Below are 19,311 nucleotides of genomic sequence, written 5' to 3'. Positions count from 1 at the left end.
TCACTGGCTGCCGTTTCCCTGACATTACGGCTACCGTCTTCCACTGAGGAAGGAATAGAAAGTAGAGACGCCGATGGCGAAGCCTGCGCAGCCCAATCACGCTCTGCACGACGCTCGAGTGCGCCTCGGCCTGACTCAGGAAGACGTCGCCCGAGAGCTCACGAAGCTGGGACACGAGCTCGATGATCAGGGTGCCGACCTGAAGATCACGGTAAGTGCTCGACAGTACCGCAAGTGGGAGGCAGGCGTTGCCACCCCGCGCCTTGAGACTCGCAGGCTCATCGCCGCGTACTTCGACAGGCCGCTCAGCGAGCTTGGGCTCCCTGCCGTGAAGACGCCCGTGCGTGCCACCGCTGAAGCATCCCACACGGCGGAGCAACAGCAACTGAGCGTCGATCGCGCCGCCGACCTACCCTGGAAGAACGAGCTTCCGAAACAGTGGGCGGTGGAGATGTTCACGCGGCGCGGGTTCGCTACCGTGACCGGTGCCGCGCTGACCACTCCCGTGTGGAAACTGTTGGATCAACCCCATCCTCTGCTCTTCTCAGCAGGCATGGGCGGACATGTCGACGAATCTCTCATTGCTCTGGTCGAGGACACCGCCGCCCGTGCGCAGCGGCTCGATGACCAAGAGGGTGCTGCTGCGCGGGGATTCGTCACTGATCAGTTCACCGTGGTCGCTCGCATGCTGCAGCGCGATCGATACGACTCGGCTACTGGTCGTCGGCTGGCCACCGTGTGTGCACGGTTGGCACAGACGGCAGGATGGATGGCGCACGAGGCCATGGAGGAGCCAGAGGCGCAACGCTGGTACCTGATCGCGCTCCGCGTTGCGCACGCCAGCGACAACCGCCCCTTGATGGCCAGCGTGCTCGGCCTCATGACTACTCAGGCCGCGACGCTTGGCCTCACGGCTGAATCACTGCAACTGGCTGCTGCTGCCCAAGAAACAGCTTCCGCTGCCCCCGCGACCATCCGTGCGTTGGTTCACGCACGCAGCGGCCTGGCTTACGCCGCAGCGGGTGATCTCGCCGGTTTCCGGCGGGCGCGAGACGAAACCCTAGCTCTCCTCGACCAAGCAACATCTGACGCCGCCCCCCCGCCGGCATGGGCCTCCTACGTCACTGCCACCGAAATGGACGCCATCGCAGGCCGTGGTCTCGTCGACCTCGCACGCAGGATCCCGGTTCCCGCGCGCCAACGGCGCCTCGTCGCAGAGGCCGAACCGCTACTCAGTCCCCGAGCTCAAGACGACGCCTCTGAGAACCGACGTTCCTCCGTCCGGCACGGCGCCTGGCTCGCCCTTGCCCATGCCCACGTCGGTGACCTCGACCAAGCCGTCGCCACCGGCCAACGAGCTCTCAGTCGCCTACCGGACATCACCTCTGCCCGTATCATCGGCCTGCTCTCCGAACTGCGTTCCGAGTTGAAAACCCAACGCAGGGACTCGACTGTTCAGTCCTTCGTTCGTCGGCTCAACGAGCTCGACAACCGCCCTTGACCAACGTGCTCTGCTCTCGCTCAGGCCACCTCCCTGGTGCTGGACGAGGCGGCTCGCTCCGATACAGCAGGGACCAGGTCCTGCGGCTCCTGGGCGCCCGGTGGTCGGCTGCCCCGGCGATGTCCCGCCCCGCCCGGCCGGCGCTGCGGCCCCGGTGACGCCGCAGCGGAGCGTCCACCTCGCTCGGCTGAAGGCCGCCGCGCTGCGGTTAACCCAGACTCGTGTGACCGAGCACCGGTGGCGGGCCGGACCTCGACGCGATCAGCCAGCTGCGCGTCGCGGCCCCTGTGCTGGAGCACCTCGTCGAGGCACTCCAGAAGCAGGCGTGGGAGCTGGTCGGGCTGTGCGACGACCTGGTCGAAGAGGAGCACCAGCAGGCTCGGTAGTCGAGACGGTTGCTCGCTGTGGCGGCCGTTGGGAGATGACACCACCCACACGAGCCTTATGTGATCTTGCGCTCACTCAGTGTGAGATTCCGAGATCGGCGCCACCCACTGCCCGGCGGTGCCGATAGTCGCGCTACCAGGGCGATTGTCAATTCCGGTCGCCATCCGATCGGAATATGCCCCTACTGGGCGTAATCCGATTCGGACGAAGAGCGAAAAGCGGAATTCTTCGGCCAGTTGGGCGGCGGTGTTGATTACGTCCAGTAATCTCAGCTTAGCCGACTGTTGGACAGGTAGCGTCTCGCGTTACGGAACAGGAGGAGGCCTGGCACAGGTTGACGGCCCGCCAGGCCCCTTCCTCTTCATCACATGTGTCCTTCGACCAAGGAGGGGCTTTGCCTCTTGATCGAATTCGCGGCAGCGCCGAAGTTCGGCGGCTGCGGCTGCACGAAACTACCATTCCGCGGCCGGGTGGCCGGGAAACCTGGGAGTGGAGTGACAGGGCAGTCAACGTGCAGGCCGCGGCGTTCCTTGGCCTGTTGGTGATGCCGGTGGTGCTCATCCACGGGGCGCTGGAGCCGGAGGTGGCCGGCATCGTAGCCGCCGTTCTTCTCGGCAGCCGCCGTTCGCACGTGCATTTCCGCCACGCCAGGCTGACCTGACGGCCATTCGTTCGCTTCGCCGGGGCGGTCTTCAGGCCGCTCCGGCGCTCCGCAGGCACCGGCATCAGCACGAATTTCGTCCCCCCACGGCCCGCAAACGATCCGGGACCCCGACGAAATCAGCGTCCTCGACCCCACATCCCACTCGCTTTCAAGGAAGCCCGATGGCCCCCAAGCCGCCCCGGCAGGCGACGCCCTGCCAGAACCCGGACTGCGGACGGATGGTCCACCACGACCCCGGTCCCGGCCGTCCCAAGAAGTACTGCTCGGACGACTGCCGCAAGGAGTTCCACCGCTCCGGCCCCACGCTGCACCGCGCCCGCGCCGCGAACCGCCGCACCGACCAGCTCCGGCAGCTGGTCGGCGAGAACCTGGACCTCGCCCAGCAGCTCTCCGAGATCGTGAACATCGTCAGCGCCAGCCCGCAGGCCTCCCGGGAGCAGCCGCTGCGCACGGCCGTGTTGGTCGACGAGATCGTGATGACCCTCTCCTACGTGAAGGCGGCGGCCATCCAGCAGGCGCGGGACCGGAACGTTCCGGTGCGCGCGATCGCCCGGGCGGTGAACGTGTCCGAAGAGACGGTGCGTCGACGCTGGCCGGAGGGGTTCATCGACCGGCGCCTGGAGATGCGGCCGTCCAGGCCGCGGATCGACTTCGTCAAAGCCCGTGCCCCGCGGCCCGCGGCCATCCCGCGCCAGCGCAAGCGCACGCCGGCAGCGGCCCGGCGGAAGCCCGACGCCCCACCACCGACGACAGCGTTAGCCCGAGCCCTCTCCTACCTCCAGCACACCGCCGGCACCACCCACCGGCAGCTCGCCGAGAGGGCCGGCGTTTCCCCCTCCTACATCTCCCACATCCTCTCCGGCCGCCGCTGCCCCTCCTGGACCGTCGCTCAGAAAATCACCACCGGCTGCGACGGCGACCCCACCGAGATCCGCCCGCTGTGGGAGGCCGAACGCCGCGCCGCCCAAAGCGCCCGGAAGCACGGCGCCACCCCCACCACCGCCGGCCCGGACACCTTCTACGCCGCGCTACGCGGCATCCACCTCGCCGCCTGGCGCCCCGACCCGGACGCCATCCACGACACCAGCGACGGCCAGCTCGAGCTCGCCGACATCACCGCGCTGCTCCACGGCACCCGCCCCCTGGACTGGCACACCGTCCAGCGCTTCGTCGCCACCCTGCGCGGCGACCCGGCCGCCATCCGACCGCTGTGGCAGGCCGCCACCCACCCCACCACCCCGCCCTACACCGCCGGCCCTCGAACCGGCCCGCGAGCAGAAGCCTTCGGATAGCCATGCCCCCATCCACAATCACCACGCCGCCCAGCACACACCCGCTCTGCGCCGCCGACATCAACCAGGCCATCCGCCGTCTGGTGGCAAAGCAGCACGACACCTGGACCACCACCGCACTCGACGAACTCGCCGAGCTCTACCGCCGCTGGCACGACGCGACCGATCGCGTCTCCCTCGCACACAGCCCCCGGGCATGACGAGCCGCAGGCGAGGAGATCGCCAGCCCTCAAGCGGACGGCATGTGCAGAGGTCTGGCGCCGAAGTCGCCAAATACAGACAATTACTCCGGGGCAGCGTTCCGTGACTGGAGCTGAGAGGTCGTTTTCTCCCGATGTTTTATCCCGTGATGCGCGCTTGGTCCGGTGGTGTCGGGTCTCGCCAGGAGGTGGTGGTCTCGTCGGTGAGGCGGCGGGTCATGAGGTCGGTCATGGTGAGGTGGATCATGGCTTCGGAGCGGGCGGGGAGGGTCTCGTAGTCGCGGGCCAGGCGGCGGTGGAGCATGAGCCATCCGTAGGTCCGCTCGACCGTCCAGCGCTTGGGCAGTGGGGTGAATCCCCTGGTCCCGGGGGTGCGTTGGACGATCTCCATGTCGATGCCGAGGGTGGCGGCGTGTTCGACGAGGTGTTGGCGGTAGCCGCCGCCCACCCAGACCTTGCGGAGGGTGGGATGGTTGACCACCACGTCGTCGATCAGCCGGGCGCCGGCCGTGGAGTCCTGGACGCTGGCCCGCGGTGACCAGCACGGCGAGGAGGAGACCGAGGGTGTCAGTCACGATGCTCCGCTTCCTGCCGACGATCTTCTTTCCGGCGTCGGTTCTCTGGCTGGAGGCGGGAACCGTGGTGGCGGTCTTGACGCTCTACGCGTCGATCACCCCTGCGGACGGCTCGACGTCACGGCCCTCCTTGAGGCGTAACAGCCGTCGCAGCACGCCGTTGAGCTGGGCGAACACGCCGTCCTTCCGCCACTTGGCGAAGTAGCCGTAGACAGTTTCCCAGGGCGGGAAGTCGTACGGGAGGTAGCGCCACTGCACGCCGGTGCGATCCACATACAGGATCGCGTTCATGATCTCGCGCAGGTCATGCTCCGGTTGGCGGGCGATGTTCAGCGCGTGCCGGCGCCGCTCGACCCGCCACGCGGTCAGCACCGGCTCGATCAACGCCCAACGGGCATCGGACAAATCACTGGGATAGAGGCGACGCTCAGCCATGACCTGGACATACCGCCAGCAGGTGAGAGCGCCCAGGCGTGCGGACACGCGGGCGGAGTCACACCTTCGCTCCGGACACCTTGGGATGAGACAGGCGCAAGCCGACCCCCACCTCACCCGTCACCCCACCCAACCGCCAAGCCAGACCCGCACCACCGCCCAGCAGCACCACAATCCCGCACCGCGAAAACCAGGAAATAGCCGACTATAAAAGGAGAAAAAGACCTCTAAGAGGTCGCTTTCTCCCGATGTTTTATCCCGCACTGCAGATTTGATCCCGGTATGCGGGGGTCGCGCCAGGTGATGGTGGCTTCGTCGGTGAGGCGGCGGGCCATGAGGTCGGTCATCGCGAGCTGGATCATGGCTTCGGAGCGGGCGGGGAGGTAGCAGCCGGCGGCGGCCGTACGGCGCACCAGGCCCTGCTCCTCCATCCGCCGCAGGTGGTGCACGCCAGTGGAGACGCTGGACAGGCCGAGCGTCTGCGAGCTGCCACACGGTCGGGGCCTCGCAGTTCTCGATGACCGCGGTGCGCAGTTCGCCGAGGGTCTGCGCCTGGCTCGATGGCTCTCACGCTACCCGAGTGAGGTGCTGGGCGACCTGGTGCTGCCGTGCGTGGCGGCGCAGTTCAGCCCAGCCCGCTGGCGAGCGGCGTCTGGCCCAGTGGGGGTGGTAGGCGATCCGGCAGGACAGGTGGAGCAGCCTGCGGCGCAGCACGGCGTGCTCCTCGGGCTGGCAGGCGGCCAACTGCAGGTAGGCGTGGTTCCAGGCGTGCTGATCGCGGACCAGGTCGTCGGGGAAGCCAGGGTTCACCATGCCCCTTATTCAATCACTTGTTCGAATTGATGGGGAGGCCGCCACGCCCGAGGTCTACCAGTGCCTGTGACTGAGCGTTTTAGTTGGCGAGTGAGCGTGACAGTTGGCGGATTGAGCGCCCTGCCTTTGCCGCCGTGAGGGGCACCGCGGCGGGCTTGACCTTCGAGTCGGGTCGAAGGTTTACGGTCGGCCGTATGGACACCATGCGGATCTCCCAGCTCGCCGAACGCTCGGGCGTTCCGGCGACCACGCTGCGGTTCTACGAGACGGCCGGGCTGCTGCCCGCCAGCCGGACGGCCTCCGGCTACCGCCTTTACGGCGAGGACGCGGTGGAGCGACTGGCGTTCATCGGCGCGGCCAAGCACCTGGGACTCGCGCTGGAGGAGATCGCCGAGCTGCTGGGCGTCTGGGAGTCCGGTGCCTGTACCGAAGTGAAGGCCGACCTGCGGCCAAGGATCGCCGCCCGCCTGGCGGCGGCCGAGGAGCGGGCGACGGAGCTGGCCGCGTTCACCGCGACCCTACGGGCGGCGCTTGCGCACCTGGACGCGCTGCCGGACCGGACCGGTCGGTGCGATCCGCAGTGCGGCTTCCTCACCCCCGCCCAGCCCGCCGCCCGGCCGGATGCTGTTGGGCAGCGGCCGGGGCCGGTGGAAGTGGCGCTGGTCCCCAGCCGCCGCGCGGCCGAGGAGGAAGCCGAGCGGTGGCGCACCGCTCCGGTGGCGTGCTCGCTCACGGGCGGGCAGAAGGCTGAGCGCGTGGCGGCCTGGCGCCAGGCCCTTGCCGGCGCGCGCCGCCGCGAGATCCCCGAAGGGCTTCGGCTGACCGTACCCGCCGGGCGGGCCTCTGCGGTCGCCGGGCTGGTGGCGGCCGAGCAGGGCTGCTGCGCGCTCTTCGACTTCCGTCTGCACCTCGACGGGCCCGACCTCCACCTGGAGGTGCGCGCCCCGGCCGAGGGCGCTGGCCTGCTGGCCGAGCTGTTCGGCCAGGCCGCCTGACCCCACCACCCACACCCCGCCCGCTTTCCCCTGTTCCGAAGGACCCGCTGTGCTCATCGCTCGCTCTGTCGCCCTGTTCGCCGTTGCCGCCCTGTTCGAGATCGGCGGTGCCTGGCTGGTCTGGCAAGGGCTGCGCGAACACCGGGGCTGGATCTGGGGCGGCGCCGGCGTCATCGCCCTCGGCCTGTACGGAGTGGTCGCCACCTTCCAGACCGACGACAACTTCGGCCGCATCCTCGCCGCCTACGGCGGCATCTTCGTCGCCGGCTCCATCGCCTGGGGCGTCATCGCCGACGGCTACCGCCCCGACCGCTACGACCTGATCGGCGCCGCGGTCTGCCTGGCCGGCATGGCCGTCATCATGTACGCCCCACGCGGGAGCTGACCTCCCTCTCCTGCGGCGCGTCCCATCGCACAGCAGGCGCAGGGCCCCTGCGGCAGCTCGGGAGAGTGCAGGAGCAGCGGCCGAGCAGGTTGACGGGCTGGCGGACGAACGCCGGTGTTCGCCCCTGCGCACCTCACGCTCAACCCGCCAACTAAAACGCTCAGTCACAGTGCCTGTGGTCGGGTAGCCGGATCACACCATCACGCGTTGCGTTCGCGAGGGCGATAGCGACCGGCAGAAGAGGGAGCTCGTGGTGGTGCATGGAGGAGACGAGCAAGGACCAGGTTGATGCCGCCGCTCAGTTCGTCGCCGCGCGAGGCATGCCGCCCGGGCCGCGTTCTCAGGTCACGGACGCGAGCATGGCAAGGCGAGATTGATCAGCTCGTGCAAACTGGGAGCGGAGCAGGTGAGAGGCGACGGCGCTCAGCTATTGCCTATCCCCGACGACGGCGCTGCGGCTGCGGCCGTCCGCGTCGAGCGCTCCCGGATCATCCACGAGCGGGGGCACCGCTTCGTCCTGCTCCTCAAGGAAGGCGCCCTCTACCACCAGATCGGTGACTCCGACGCCATGGCTGCCCAGCTCGGCTGCCTGCTTTCCGCCGGTGCCCTGCCCGCCGTCGCGCTCGGCGTCATCCCTCACCACGCCCGCGCCCGGTCGATCCGCCCCTTGGAGACCTTCCACATCTACGACGACAGCCTGGTCTCCGTAGAACTCGTCTTCGCCCAGGTCAACATCACCCAGGCGGGCGAGATCGACCTCTACCTCAAGGCCTTCGAGCAGTTGCGCCGGCTCGCCGTCTATGGGAGCGACGCCCGCGTGCTCATTGTCAAAGCCATCGACGCACTCCTGCGACCCCAAGCCCTCAGTCCCGACGAGCCGGGTGGTCAGGTCCCTCGTGCCGGTCAGTCAGCAGGCGCAGAAGGACCGTACGAACGCGGTGACGAAACCGCGTCCGGAGCCGCCTGGCCCATAGAACGATGGCGCGCCCCCACCACAAGCACAGGGGAAGGAGGATGCCCAGGTCGACGATGGGGCGCAGCCAAAACGGCAGGTGCGCGTAAAGCGTGATCAGCACGGAAGTAAGACCTCATAGCGAAGAACGGGGCCTGACCGTCTGCTGTGTGAGTCAAACGGTGAGCAGACCCGCAGTGGACGGGACCGGTGGGTGGGCCGGCCGTCCAGGAGCTCGAGGGATACGTGGTGCCGCGCGGCGGAGCACTCCGCATGGTGATGTCTCAAGGGGGACCGGGCAGTGCCCCTGAGGCCAGACGGGATCCGGGAGGCTGTGCTGTTCGACTAGTGCCCACGCCAGGCGACAGATGACACGCCAGGCCTCGACGACCTCAGCGATGTCCTGCTGAGAGAGCGTGAGCAACCCTGCGGCGGGTCGTACCGTGAAGTGTTCCGGATCCGTCTCCGCAACGATTGAGGGCAGGCCCGTGTCGTCTTCAGCGGTTGCGCGGAGCCTTGCCGCGACCTGGTTGTCCTGGAGCGTGAGTTCGAGCTCAGCGAGCTGTTCCCTAGCGCGGCTCGCGGAGAACGCGGCGCCGACCGAGCTCTGTGTCTTGCCCGTCCCTGTCCTGGCATGGAGGAAGCGCGTGATCGCACGGAGGGACTGAAGGCCGTCGATCACCTCGTAGGCCTGCACCGTCGTGGCGACCACCAGGATTGGCTGCTTGCCGACGAGGTCGGCGATCGCCGCCCGCAGCAAGGGGCTCCGCCCGGTGCCAGGGGGGAGGGACACGGTGGCAGTCTAGCGGCCAGCGACCGCCAGGCGGTCCGGAGTTGAACGAGAAGCCGAGGGTCGTCGGGACGGCCCCTGACCACGGTCTCGGCAGCTCCAGCCCCAACCGCCGGCGGGCGGGACAGCACCCCTGCCACCGACGGCCGTGTTGCATCTGGGGCTGTGCTTGTGGTTGCACGAGCAGTGCAGCTGGTTTTGCACCGACGGTTGCGGGCGTGTCGGGCGGCTGTCCGCGCGCCGGGCCTGTGACCTGCGGTGAGGCGGTCGCATCGCTGTGGGGAACCCGCTGACATCCCCTTCTTCGCGCCCTTCGCCTTGATGGGGCGGGAGGGGGGCGGCGGGGGCGCGTTCGTCGGGGTACACGGGGCGCTGCACTCGGCCGATCGACTGTAGGGACCGGCCACAGAGGGCCCGGAAGCGGTCCAGCCTGTCGGGTATCCGGCTGTGGCGACGGTCCTGATCACCACTTTCTCGCGTACTGGGCCCTCCAGCCAGCGAGCGCGGCATGGGCGGCCTGAGCTCGTGCGAGGTTTCCTCCGAAGGCGCCAGCTCGCAGGAGCGGCCATGAGTCGCTGAGTTCCTGGCTGATGGTGCTGGCAAGACCGGCGTCGTTGTAGCCCCAGGTCGGGTCCAAGAGGAATTCGCCCGCCCAGGGGTGGGCGAGGAACTCGTTGTCTGTGTCCATAGCGATCATGGAGGCCAGGAACTCGAACCTGGAGCAGGCCTCGCGGAAGGCGATGTCACTGGGTTCGACAAGACGGAAGGGCTCACGAAGCTGATCCTTGAGCCAGTGGCTCTGAGGGTAATGCCACTTTCTTCCATCATCGGTGCGGTACGTGCTGCTGAGGCCATCGGTCTCGAGGACCACGATGGGGTTGAGGTACCAGGCGGGCTTCTGACGCGGGTGTCCGGAGGAAGGATCTGCCCACTCAGGGCGGGCGAGGACGCTGGCCAGCAGCTCTTCGCGGTGGCCCAGGACCGCCGCGACTCCGATCGTCCATGTCGCCAGGAGCGCCGGCAGGTGACGCAACTTCTCCAGGTACTCGTTGTACGGGCTTGGCCTGGTGTCACGCATGCGTACCAGACGTCCGACGGCACGGTGCCACAGTTGGTCGTGGGTGCCGGTGTCGTAGAAGACACCGTTGGCCAGGAGGTGCAGCAGGACGTCGCTGTCGGCCCGGTAGCGTCGCACACTGTCCGCGAAGACGTCGGCCCAGGTGATGGGCGTGGCAGTCATGGGATGACGTTCTGAAGTGCTGCCGTCGACGATCTGTCCGACGGCCTTGTCGATGAGGTCGGATAGTTCGATGCGACGTACCGGGTCGGGCAGAGCCCGTTTGAGCTGGACGACGGCCACGTCCCGGGTGATGGGAGCGGCCGACAGGTGGTCCAGCGCGTCGACCCGCCGCGTGAGGTCTGTGAAGAGCTCATCCGCGCTCAGTCCCTTGATGACGACTGCGTCGTGCTGGGCTGTCAGCCGGCGAGCGGCGAGACCGAGCTGGCCGTAGGTGGACCAGAACATCGGATAGCGGCGTGCTCGGGTGCCTTCGACGGCGCGGACGAGGGCCGTGTCCCAGTCCGCGGACCAGCCGCACACGATCAGTCCGTACTCGTCCAGCACCCGCTCCAGGAAAGCGTGCTGTGCCTGGGGATACGACTCCAGCTCGTCGACGGTGTTGCGCTGATCCAGGTCGGCGTAGTCACCGTGCAGCTTGATCACGGTGACCTGGCTGTGCGCGAGCGGCTTCATGGAATCGATCGCCTCCGGCCGGTGCACCACCTGGGGTGAGATGCCGACCTCTTGCAGCGCGCGCTCCATCAGCCGGTCGAAGTTGGTCGTCAAGATGACGCGGATGCTGCCTCGCTTGACCAGCTGCGCGATGGCCCGGTGCGCTGCGGTCGGGGCTTTGCCGGCATCGTCGTCGCCGTCCTCGGGCTCGAAGTACCCTGCGAGCAAGGCCTGGCGTGAAGCCGGCTTCGGTGCCACGGCAGCCAGCAGCCGGGAGTAGCCCAGGGGCTCGTCGCAGTTGGACTCCCACCACTTCGCGGGATCGGCCATGGCCTCGGCGCGGGCGTCGGGATTGTCGGGGTCGCGTACTGCGGCTACTTTCCCGACCAGGTCCTCGACAACGCCCCACCCGGTCTTCACACCCGATGCGATCGAGATCCCGGAGCCCAGCAGCAGCGCGTACACGCCCGGGCTCTCACGAACGTTGAGCGCCAGCGCCATCAACGGCTCGATCAGTTGCCCGGCCGGCACCATGGCCGGGCTGTCCACGCCGCCCAGCGTGCCCTCTTCCGTTCCCACCCCGAACGCCTCCTTGGATCGGTGACTCACCCCCCGTGGATGGGGGCATCACCACCATAGCCCACTAATCGTCACTCTGACGAATAATGAGCTCGGGGGCACCACAGCCGTTGGGCTCGGTGACGGTCTCCCGGACCCACGTGGAGACGCTCCCGGACGGCACCGAGGTGAAGCTCGGGGTGTTCCTGTCGAACACCAGGACCAGGCGCGTCAAGCTCACCGCCGACAAGAACCTGGCCGGCGTGGCGGTCGTTGGTGTGGTGTGTCGAGTACATCAGAGGCGTACGGACGTAGCGAGGCGGCGGAGCTGGCGGAGGAGTATCTCGGTCGACCCGATCACCACCGCATCAAACTGCCGGTCAGGATCCGACAACGCCCCCACCAAGGCTCCGGCCTCCGGCCGCCTGGCCCACGGCGCCACCCGGCTATGGCCCACATCGAAGAACTCCGTCACGATCCGCCCATGCCCCGACGTGATCCCCTCAGCCCGAAGCAACTGCCAGGCCCGCGAAGTCTCCGGATCTTGATGATCCTCCGTCGACACCCGACCGTAGAACGCGAACCGAAGACCACCAGTCGCAACCTGCCGGTCCACCAGGTCTGCGCCGCGGCGACGTACCCATCCGGACAGCGGCCCCTCCCCCACCCCTGAACCAGACCGGTCGGCACTCGGCTCCCCAACCACCACGACACCACCACCCGTCCAGGAACGCTCTCCGCTCTGAACCTGGCAGTCGACACGCCCCGCCATGCCACCGCACGAGCGGAATCACCCATACCGCCGAAAGATCATCTGACCTGTCATCCTGGCAAACGAGCTCACCCACCAACAGACGGAGACGTTGAGAACGTCCACAAGGCTCTGGATTCGCATCAGGCATGCCGATACCAGGCCGGCGCGGTCTGCTGGTGATGAGGCTCGTTGATTCTCCCCACCCCATGCTCAGGGTCTCCCCGGACCTGCTCTCCTTGGTTCCCCACCCACGGCGGGCTGACCTGCGGTCGGGCACCTCGTGTGGATTTCCCGCCGGGCACCCAGCTGAGTCAGCGCGCGCTACTGCTCCCGCAGCAGTGCTTAAATTTGCGTCCCGAGCGCATCATGCAGGGGCAAGGGCTGTTCCTGCGGGGTCGCACCACGGTTAGCGGCACGGTGGCGCCGACTGCTTGGCCCAAGGCCATGGCGCGTAGGAGGTAAGAGGGATCCTCGGCTGTCATTCCCTGCAGGTTCCTGCCGATCACGACGATCAATGACCCGTCAAAAGCCTTCCGATACCAGTGGGGGTAGAAGTTGAGCGGCCCAGGAGGCAGGAGAATTCCCTGGGGGCAAGTGATCGAGAGCTTGTTGCCTTCGAGTCGTGCCTCGACGCCGCCGCCGTCGATGCGTGGAATGTTGCGGAAGTCCAATAGCTGACCATCTTTGAGCTTGAGCATGCTTTGCAGATTGGTGAACCCTACCTCAAGGTAGGCTTTGAGGATGAGGTCTTCGACTTGCCTGCCGTCGTCGAATGAGCCCAATCCGCCGTAGCAGTCGGCGATGATCCCGGCTCTGTCCTGGCCGAACAGGATGCACTCAATCTCGGTACTCTCTTCTGGCTGCTTGGGCGCTGCGCCTTTCAGCTGGATCACCCCGGAGAGGATGCAGTGAGGGTGCGCCAGACGCAGTAGCATGTGGTCCATCTGTGGGTGCTGCAGGAAAAGCAATTCCGCTTCTCCGGTCTCATCGATCAAGAGATTGCAGGCTGCGCACGTCTGCCGTGAGTTCCCAAGACGGATAATGAGTGGCTTAAGGTCAACTCCATCCAGTTCCTCCAGCACGGCGTCCGAGACATTGATCTTTCGCATGCCGGCGACGGCGGTCGAACTACCGCTCTCCGGATCGGTTTTGACGACGGAGTCCCCCACAGACTGGTAAGCTCGGGCACGGAGGGCCTCCATGACGCGTTCGTCGACTCGCTGCCCATCACCCAGCAGGTCGTTGAATGTCGGCACACCGGCGTCCGGTGCTGCCTCCGATTGCAGCAACCCCAGGAGGAGTAGCGCCTCGCCTGCCTCCAACCAGTTGTCGAGATCGTGGTGAAGGACGAAGGCTTCGCGTGCATGCGCCCGGGAGCTGTCAACGTCGCCAAGCTCGCGGTCGGCACGAGCCAGGTTGAGTAGACAGTTGGCGCGCATCGGTTTGTCATCGAGCTGTTCGATGAGGCGCAGGGCCGTGCGAAATTCCCTGGCCGCATTCTCGTAGGCACCGGATCGGGCGTGATGGGCACCGATGTTGGAATGTAGGGCCGCCTTAGCTGACTGCATCCCCAACAGCTCTGACAGAGGAATGAGCTTGGTCATCGCGGCAACCCCCTGCACCTCCTCACCGATGCGGAGCTGGCAAAGCGCGGCCTGGCTCCGGGCAGTGAGAAGTACATGGAGGTCCTTCTGCTCTCCAGCGAGCTCGGCAGCTTTGTTGTACTGGTCGAGTGCCTCGGACCACTCCTCGTTCCGGGCCTGCACGTTACCCAGAGTCATCCGGCACTGAAGAATTCCCGATGTGTCGCCGGCTCGTTCGCACTGATCGAGCGCCTTGGTGATCGTGGACATGGCTTCCCGGTGGAGGCCCCGACGTGAGTAGAGCATGGCCAGTGCGCGGTAGGCCCGGGACTTGGTGGCAGGGGAGGCATGGTCGGACACTTCGGAGACGACAGACTGCAGGGTCTTGGCGCCTTCTTGCCATCGTCCCGCAACGATGAGAGCTTCCCCTAGAGCTGTCTTGATCTGGGCCATGGCCCGTTTCTCCTCGGTGGCCTCCAGGTGGCGAGCCGCTTCGGTTAGATGGCTGACGGCTTCGCCGATTTGACCCAGGTGCCAGAGGTACTCGGCTCTCTTCTGCAGAGTCCTGGCGAGTACGCCGGGATTTCGCAGATGCCGAGCCGTGTCCAGTGCGTCCGCGAAGTACGTCTCCGCTTTGTCGAGATGTCCGATACCTCCATGGTAGGAAGCTAGGTAGACGAGTGAGCGCGTGGCGTGCTCATAGTCGCCGATCTGATGGGCGAGGTTGGCGCATTCGCCCAGGAGTTCGGCTGCCCGGTGGATGTCTGCTTTATCTGCAGCCCGGTCGCCGAGTCGAAAAAGCGCCCGAATCTGGCCTTGGACGTCGTCTGTGTCGCGGTAGATGGCTAGTGCGGCCTCCAGAGGTTGGGCCGGAGCTGAGTCCGGCCGTTCCTCGACAGGTGTTTCCGCGAGCTCCATCAGCGCCTTGGCTTCCCACTCCCGGCTCCCGACAGCACGAGCTCGCTCGATGTCCTGCAAAGCCTCCCGCGCAGCCTCAGCCATGCGGCCCGTTCGGCGCAGCAGTGCGGCGATTACCCCGCGGTTCGACAGGTCAGCACGACTGCCCGCCTGGGACAAGGTCTGGCTGTTACGAAGGTATTGCTCAGCCCGACGGAGGCGGCCGATGGCCATGTGCGCCTGACCCAAGTTCCCCAGAGCTTGGGCTAGCGCTTGGTGGTCCTCGACGATTCGCCAGAACTGCAATCCGCTGCGCAGAAATGGGATTGCGTCACGGGCTCGCCCGAGGTTGATGAGCAGTGATCCCAGGGCCAACTGCGCCGAATACATCTGGTGCGGATTGCTGGCCTCATGTGCTGTTTCGGCGCTGCGCTGATATAGGTCAACCGCGCGCTGGCTGTCGCCTAGATGGCTGGCAACCATTGCCAAGTTATGCAGAGCCGTCGCCATCCACTCGGGTTTCTTGGACTGGGTACCCGCTTCAAGCACGCACTTGTAGACGCGTTCCAGATCGCTCCAATGACTCCCGTGCCACAGTGAATCCGTCAGGTCCGATACAAGCAGGACGAGCGGCTCCCACACTTGGTATTGCTGGGCCATCTCGGTCATGGCAACGGCTCCTGGGCGATCTGCATTGAGGGTGCGCAGGGCGACCACATTGCTCTGCGCAGGTACCGTTGCTTCCTGATCTACAAAGCCGATCGACTCCGTTGCGGACCGTGCCCGGATGGCCAGCATGAGGCATGTCTGGCGGATAGTGGCTTCCCGTCGCTCTGTTGTGATGGAGGCAGACTTAAGTCGCGCGAAGCGATGCAGAATTTCGTGGAGGACGAACCGGTCGTCGTCGATTTGCTCGATGAGGCTGAGTTCGAACAGCGAGTCCAACAGGTCCGTTACTTCGTCGACGTGATCGTCGTCGAGCTCGCTCAGCGACGCTGTGGCAGAGGCGATGACGTCCGTGGTGAGGGACATGTGGGGCAAGATGCCAAGCGTGGTGAAGAGATCTGCCTGCTCAGGGCTGAGCGCGGCAAAGCTTCGCTCGAGCACGGGCTCCAGTGCGGTCTGGCCGGCTCGGAGGGCCCTGACCCCACGGTCAGGGCTGGTGATGTCATCAAGGAATCGGTCAAAGTTGGCCTTGGGGCGGCGTGCCAAGTAAGCGGCTGCGACATGGAGCGCGAGCGGATGCCCGGCACAGGCTTCGACCAGGGAGGTCGTCTGCGCCTCCGTCAGGCGATCAGGGCCAGCGACCTCTCGCACCAGTTGCTCGCTGTGCTGGGCGGGCAACGTGTCGATCTCGATAAGGTGAACCAGTCCGGTGAGCCCGCTAAGCTTGGAGCGGCTTGTACACACCAGGGCGAAGGGCCCATCCATTCGAAGCACGTCGAGGAGCGCCTGTTCCGAGACGACGTCGTCGATGAGCAGTAACACTCTGCTTTGGGAGAGCGTTGCGCGCAGCAGAGCCAGTTGTTGCGCACGCCTTTCGGGCAGCGGCGCACCATCGGGGCACAGTGTGTGTAGGAGCGCCGGCACCAAATCTGCATGGTTTCCCTCGCCGGCAGAGAGGGCAACGTCGATATGGAACAGCCCATCCGGGTAGACGTCAGCCACGAGCCGCGATAGACGCAGAGCAACGACGCTCTTCCCAATGCCTGGCGGCCCGGTCAGCACGACTGCCGACCTGCCCTCACCATCCCGTTCCTCGACCAACCTCCGCCCTTCGGCGATTTCAGCCTCGCGTCCATACAGCGGACGCAACTCTCTGGGAAGGCCAGGGACCGCGTGAGGGACGGGCGCAGTGCGCGCCGTCTCCAACTGGCTTACAAACTCGTACAGACGGCCAAGTACATCCCCGGACAGTATGGCGTCGGCGTTGGCGTGACGAACGTCCTTGCTATCGTCCAGGAGCCGGCAGATCTTGTCGAAGTGCCAGATCTCCAGTCCTTTCAGCGGAAGGCGGAGTGCTCGCGCGTGTTCCTGCAGTTCCGCCTTGACCCTGTCGATACCCCCGCTGCCGGGGGCCGATGAGAGCACGACATTGCTGGTGATCAGCAGGTAATCCGGCACGCGCCCCTTCCGGACCCGATTTGAGTCCGGGTCGGCCCACGCGCGCAGCTCGGCGGTGATGTGGCGGATCAACCAATTTGCATTGTTGGCGGGTTCTTCCGGGCGCTTGCGGAACTTGGCCTGCAACACCCCGTAGCCAGTCCAGGGATCATCAGGCGAAGGAAAGCTGCTTAGACCATGAAAAGAGGCTTCGCGCCCACCGTCAGGGCCGTCTCCGAAGATCTCCACCGATGGCCCCAGCACCCGAAGGGCCAAAGCCTGGGACAGTTCCTCGAACCGGTGCGGCCCAAGGTTGGTGAGGGCGTAGTCAGTCACGGCGAACATTGTGGAGTACGGCACTGACAACGAGACACCTTGCTTCGGACGGTGGTGTGCCGTCCCCCTGCTGACCTGCGCCAGTCCCCGTCTACTCAGGTCTCTCGCGCGGACCTGGGGAAGGGCTGGTGCACACAGGTAAGATCCGGACAGCGCGCGTTCGACCGGCTCGTATGAGGCCGAAGCGGTAGCGGTGCGCGAGGGAGGGGCGCGCCACCGTCACGGCTGACGGACAGATCATCGTCGAAGGACACCCCAAGCCCTTCCCGTCCCCCTCGGCTGCGGTCACCGCGGTGACCGGGAACTTGATCAACGGATGGACTCTGTGGCACGTCCCGGGCGGCGACACCCTCGACGACCTCCGTAAGAAGCTCGACAGCATTCCGCAGTAGCACACCCCCGTGACTTCCGGGAATCACTCCTCTGGAACCCCGACTGCCCGTAGGGTCGGCCGGGTTCCGGAGCAGAGGGGACGATCCATCAGATGGCGCCAGGCGAGAAGACATCCAGCGGCGATCCTCCGCCTTCCGACTTCTGGGGAAGGCCCCTCATCGGCGGTTGGGCCAACCCCGGCGGCTACCGCACATGCGGCCACATGGGGTGCAAGAAGAAGGTAAACTCGACCATCACCGGTCACGACTGCTGCGGCCGATGCAGGGGCTCGCGCGCCCGGGACTGCCTGAGGGCCGCGCAACGTGATTACGACGGCCCCGGCAGCTTCGCTCACACCTATCGCGAAGGGCTCTTGTGCCCCGGCGTCTGCACCGTCTGCGGCGAACCGCCCGAAGCCCGCTGAGAACGACGGCCCCTGAGCGAGCAACATGAACAACAGCGGGCAGGCGGGCCGCCGCAGGGATGCGCCGCACCGCATCACGATGACGCGCCACGGCGCATCACGGGGCGCCCCAACACCGGGGCGGCCTGCCGTGCGTTACGGCAGAATCCCCCCAAGCGCACCAATCGCAGGGGAGAGCGACATGAGCGAGCACCCAACTGGCACCGTCGAAGTCCGGCTCCAAGGCCCCGCGGATCACCGGGAGGCAGCAGTCGCCGCCCTCACCGAGGCGGGTATCGCCGCGGAACCGTCCGAAGACCTCGGCGACGACTTCGTGGAAGCTCACTTCCACAACGGCGCCGACCGCCCCGACGCCGACTTCATCGCGGCCAGCGAGCGCAGCGCTGCCAAGGTCGTCAGCCCGTTCGGCTTCCAGCTCGTGGAGAGCACCACCTACACCAACAACCTACTGGCGACGAAGTGGGTGTACGACAAGGACGGGCGTTTCCTCGACACGTTCAACCCCGCCGACGTGTTCACGCCCTCGGCCGAGCGGCTGCTCGCGATCTCCGAGCGGCACGGCGTTCCCCTTGAGGAGCTCGATATCCGGGACCACCCCGATCTCGAGATGCCATGAGCCGGTGCTCGGCACGTCACCAATGCTCGGCCAAGCCCGTCCCAACGCTGGGGCGGGCCGGGTCGTTTCACGAGAAGATGTATGGCATGGAAGACCTGATCGCGTTCGTGCGCGCCCGCCTAGACGAAGACGAGGAAATCGCGAAGGCGCCCACCGGCGCAGCCTGGGCCCAAGCCAACTGGGACTACCACGAGAACGAGATAGGCGGAGAAGCCCACGTCGACCTCGGCACCAACCACCTCGACGCGACGAGCAGCCTCAACCAACTGGAGATGCGGCACGTCGCCCGACACGACCCGGCCCGCGTCCTGCGGGAGATAGAGGCCAAGCGGCGGCTGCTCGATATGTATGACTCACCCGAGACAAGCCCCGCATTGCCTGATTCGTTCAACCGATTCGCGCGTGACATCACGCGCAGTTTCTTGGGCGACATCTTCCGGCAACTGGCCACCGTCTGGGCCTACCACCCCGACTACCGGCAGGAATGGAAGCCGTGACCGACACGCCGAGAACCGGCCCGAACAGTGCGAACCCCCGTGTCTTCCGCTGCCTGACATGCAACAGCCCCGTTCTCGACTTACCGGAAGCCACCGAGGGCCACTTCCTCACCTACGGGCATGACTTCGCGAAGGGGCCCGCCGTTCCTCGCGCGAAGCCGAAGCCCGTCATCGCGCCACCTCCCAGCACGGCGCAATCCCCACCGAAGTCGAGTGGCCGCCCCATGCTGATCGCCGTCGTTGTCGCGCTCCTGGCGGTCGTGGTCTGGATCTGCGTGACCTACGAGGAGCCCGCCGAGGACTGCTTCGAGCAGGAGCAGATCGACCTGGCCGACGAACTCACCGCAGGTCCCGGTGTGGGAGAGCGCATCAATGCCGCCGAGATCTGCCGTAACCGCGCCGAACTTGGCCCCTGACCGGGCTCCGGACAGGAGATCGACAAAGCTTCCC

The 19,311-nt window shown here is 66.5% G+C and carries 14 protein-coding genes and 3 pseudogenes; 11 read left to right on the top strand and 6 right to left on the bottom strand.

Features of this window, described 5'->3' with window-relative positions:
• The first annotated feature begins 73 nt into the window (after positions 1-73).
• From ACFWI8_RS11990 to ACFWI8_RS11975, 4 genes are all read left to right on the top strand, one after another.
• Positions 74-1,501: a hypothetical protein gene (locus ACFWI8_RS11990; RefSeq protein ID WP_387089037.1), complete on the top strand. Its 1,428-nt coding sequence runs from the start codon at positions 74-76 to the stop codon at positions 1,499-1,501.
• 781 nt (positions 1,502-2,282) lie between these two features.
• Positions 2,283-2,549 carry a hypothetical protein gene (locus ACFWI8_RS11985; protein WP_387089034.1) on the top strand — a complete coding sequence of 89 codons (267 nt, stop codon included), beginning with the start codon at positions 2,283-2,285 and terminating at the stop codon, positions 2,547-2,549.
• A gap of 164 nt (positions 2,550-2,713) precedes the next feature.
• Entirely contained in the window at positions 2,714-3,844 is a 1,131-nt protein-coding gene (locus tag ACFWI8_RS11980; RefSeq protein ID WP_387089031.1) for a helix-turn-helix domain-containing protein, read from the top strand.
• A gap of 2 nt (positions 3,845-3,846) precedes the next feature.
• Positions 3,847-4,044 carry a hypothetical protein gene (locus ACFWI8_RS11975; RefSeq protein WP_387089028.1) on the top strand — a complete coding sequence of 66 codons (198 nt, stop codon included), beginning with the start codon at positions 3,847-3,849 and terminating at the stop codon, positions 4,042-4,044.
• Between the two features lie 139 nt (positions 4,045-4,183).
• Here the strand turns inward: ACFWI8_RS11975 and ACFWI8_RS11970 are convergent.
• The 3 genes and pseudogenes from ACFWI8_RS11970 to ACFWI8_RS11960 form a co-directional block, all read right to left on the bottom strand.
• Positions 4,184-5,054: pseudogene (locus ACFWI8_RS11970) on the bottom strand (IS5 family transposase).
• Positions 5,055-5,281: 227 nt separating this feature from the next.
• Positions 5,282-5,485 (bottom strand): hypothetical protein, encoded by a 204-nt coding sequence (locus tag ACFWI8_RS11965; protein WP_387089025.1) that lies wholly within the window; start codon positions 5,483-5,485, stop codon positions 5,282-5,284.
• 136 nt (positions 5,486-5,621) lie between these two features.
• The gene (locus tag ACFWI8_RS11960; protein ID WP_387089023.1) at positions 5,622-5,867 is read right to left on the bottom strand and encodes a hypothetical protein; all 246 of its coding nucleotides are present in this window, start codon (positions 5,865-5,867) and stop codon (positions 5,622-5,624) included.
• Between the two features lie 194 nt (positions 5,868-6,061).
• On the opposite strand from ACFWI8_RS11960, the gene ACFWI8_RS11955 reads away from it, so the two are divergent.
• From ACFWI8_RS11955 to ACFWI8_RS11945, 3 genes and pseudogenes are all read left to right on the top strand, one after another.
• Complete coding sequence (locus tag ACFWI8_RS11955) at positions 6,062-6,862, top strand: MerR family transcriptional regulator (protein WP_387089020.1); 801 nt, start codon at positions 6,062-6,064, stop codon at positions 6,860-6,862.
• Positions 6,863-6,911: 49 nt separating this feature from the next.
• A complete protein-coding gene (locus ACFWI8_RS11950) occupies positions 6,912-7,247 on the top strand; it encodes a YnfA family protein (RefSeq protein ID WP_387089017.1) in 336 nt (111 codons plus the stop codon).
• A 397-nt stretch (positions 7,248-7,644) separates the two neighbouring features.
• Positions 7,645-8,094, top strand: a pseudogene (locus ACFWI8_RS11945) (Scr1 family TA system antitoxin-like transcriptional regulator); the annotation flags it as partial.
• Between the two features lie 1,358 nt (positions 8,095-9,452).
• On the opposite strand, the gene ACFWI8_RS11940 reads toward ACFWI8_RS11945, so the two are convergent.
• The 3 genes from ACFWI8_RS11940 to ACFWI8_RS11930 all read right to left on the bottom strand — a co-directional run bounded on the left by ACFWI8_RS11940 (position 9,453) and on the right by ACFWI8_RS11930 (position 16,952).
• A complete protein-coding gene (locus ACFWI8_RS11940; RefSeq protein ID WP_387089014.1) occupies positions 9,453-11,300 on the bottom strand; it encodes an SIR2 family protein in 1,848 nt (615 codons plus the stop codon).
• A gap of 64 nt (positions 11,301-11,364) precedes the next feature.
• Positions 11,365-11,520, bottom strand: a complete 156-nt coding sequence (locus tag ACFWI8_RS11935; protein ID WP_387089011.1) for a hypothetical protein — start codon at positions 11,518-11,520, stop codon at positions 11,365-11,367.
• Between the two features lie 824 nt (positions 11,521-12,344).
• A complete protein-coding gene (locus ACFWI8_RS11930; protein WP_387089008.1) occupies positions 12,345-16,952 on the bottom strand; it encodes a tetratricopeptide repeat protein in 4,608 nt (1,535 codons plus the stop codon).
• A gap of 215 nt (positions 16,953-17,167) precedes the next feature.
• On the opposite strand from ACFWI8_RS11930, the pseudogene ACFWI8_RS11925 reads away from it, so the two are divergent.
• From ACFWI8_RS11925 to ACFWI8_RS11910, 4 genes and pseudogenes are all read left to right on the top strand, one after another.
• A pseudogene (locus ACFWI8_RS11925) lies at positions 17,168-17,344 on the top strand (DUF4357 domain-containing protein); the annotation flags it as partial.
• Between the two features lie 585 nt (positions 17,345-17,929).
• Positions 17,930-18,364, top strand: coding sequence for a hypothetical protein (locus ACFWI8_RS11920; RefSeq protein ID WP_387089005.1), 435 nt, complete (start codon positions 17,930-17,932; stop codon positions 18,362-18,364).
• 86 nt (positions 18,365-18,450) lie between these two features.
• Positions 18,451-18,861 (top strand): DUF6221 family protein, encoded by a 411-nt coding sequence (locus ACFWI8_RS11915; protein WP_387089002.1) that lies wholly within the window; start codon positions 18,451-18,453, stop codon positions 18,859-18,861.
• Positions 18,858-19,277 carry a hypothetical protein gene (locus ACFWI8_RS11910; RefSeq protein WP_387088999.1) on the top strand — a complete coding sequence of 140 codons (420 nt, stop codon included), beginning with the start codon at positions 18,858-18,860 and terminating at the stop codon, positions 19,275-19,277. The genes ACFWI8_RS11915 and ACFWI8_RS11910 overlap by 4 nt, the downstream gene beginning before the upstream one ends.
• Positions 19,278-19,311: the final 34 nt, after the last annotated feature.

The sequence above is a fragment of the Streptomyces sp. NPDC127098 genome (assembly GCF_042722465.1).
GTDB classification, from domain to species: domain Bacteria; phylum Actinomycetota; class Actinomycetes; order Streptomycetales; family Streptomycetaceae; genus Streptomyces; species Streptomyces millisiae.
Note: the sequence above shows the minus strand (reverse complement) of the source record. Positions and strands in the feature narration are given on the sequence as shown.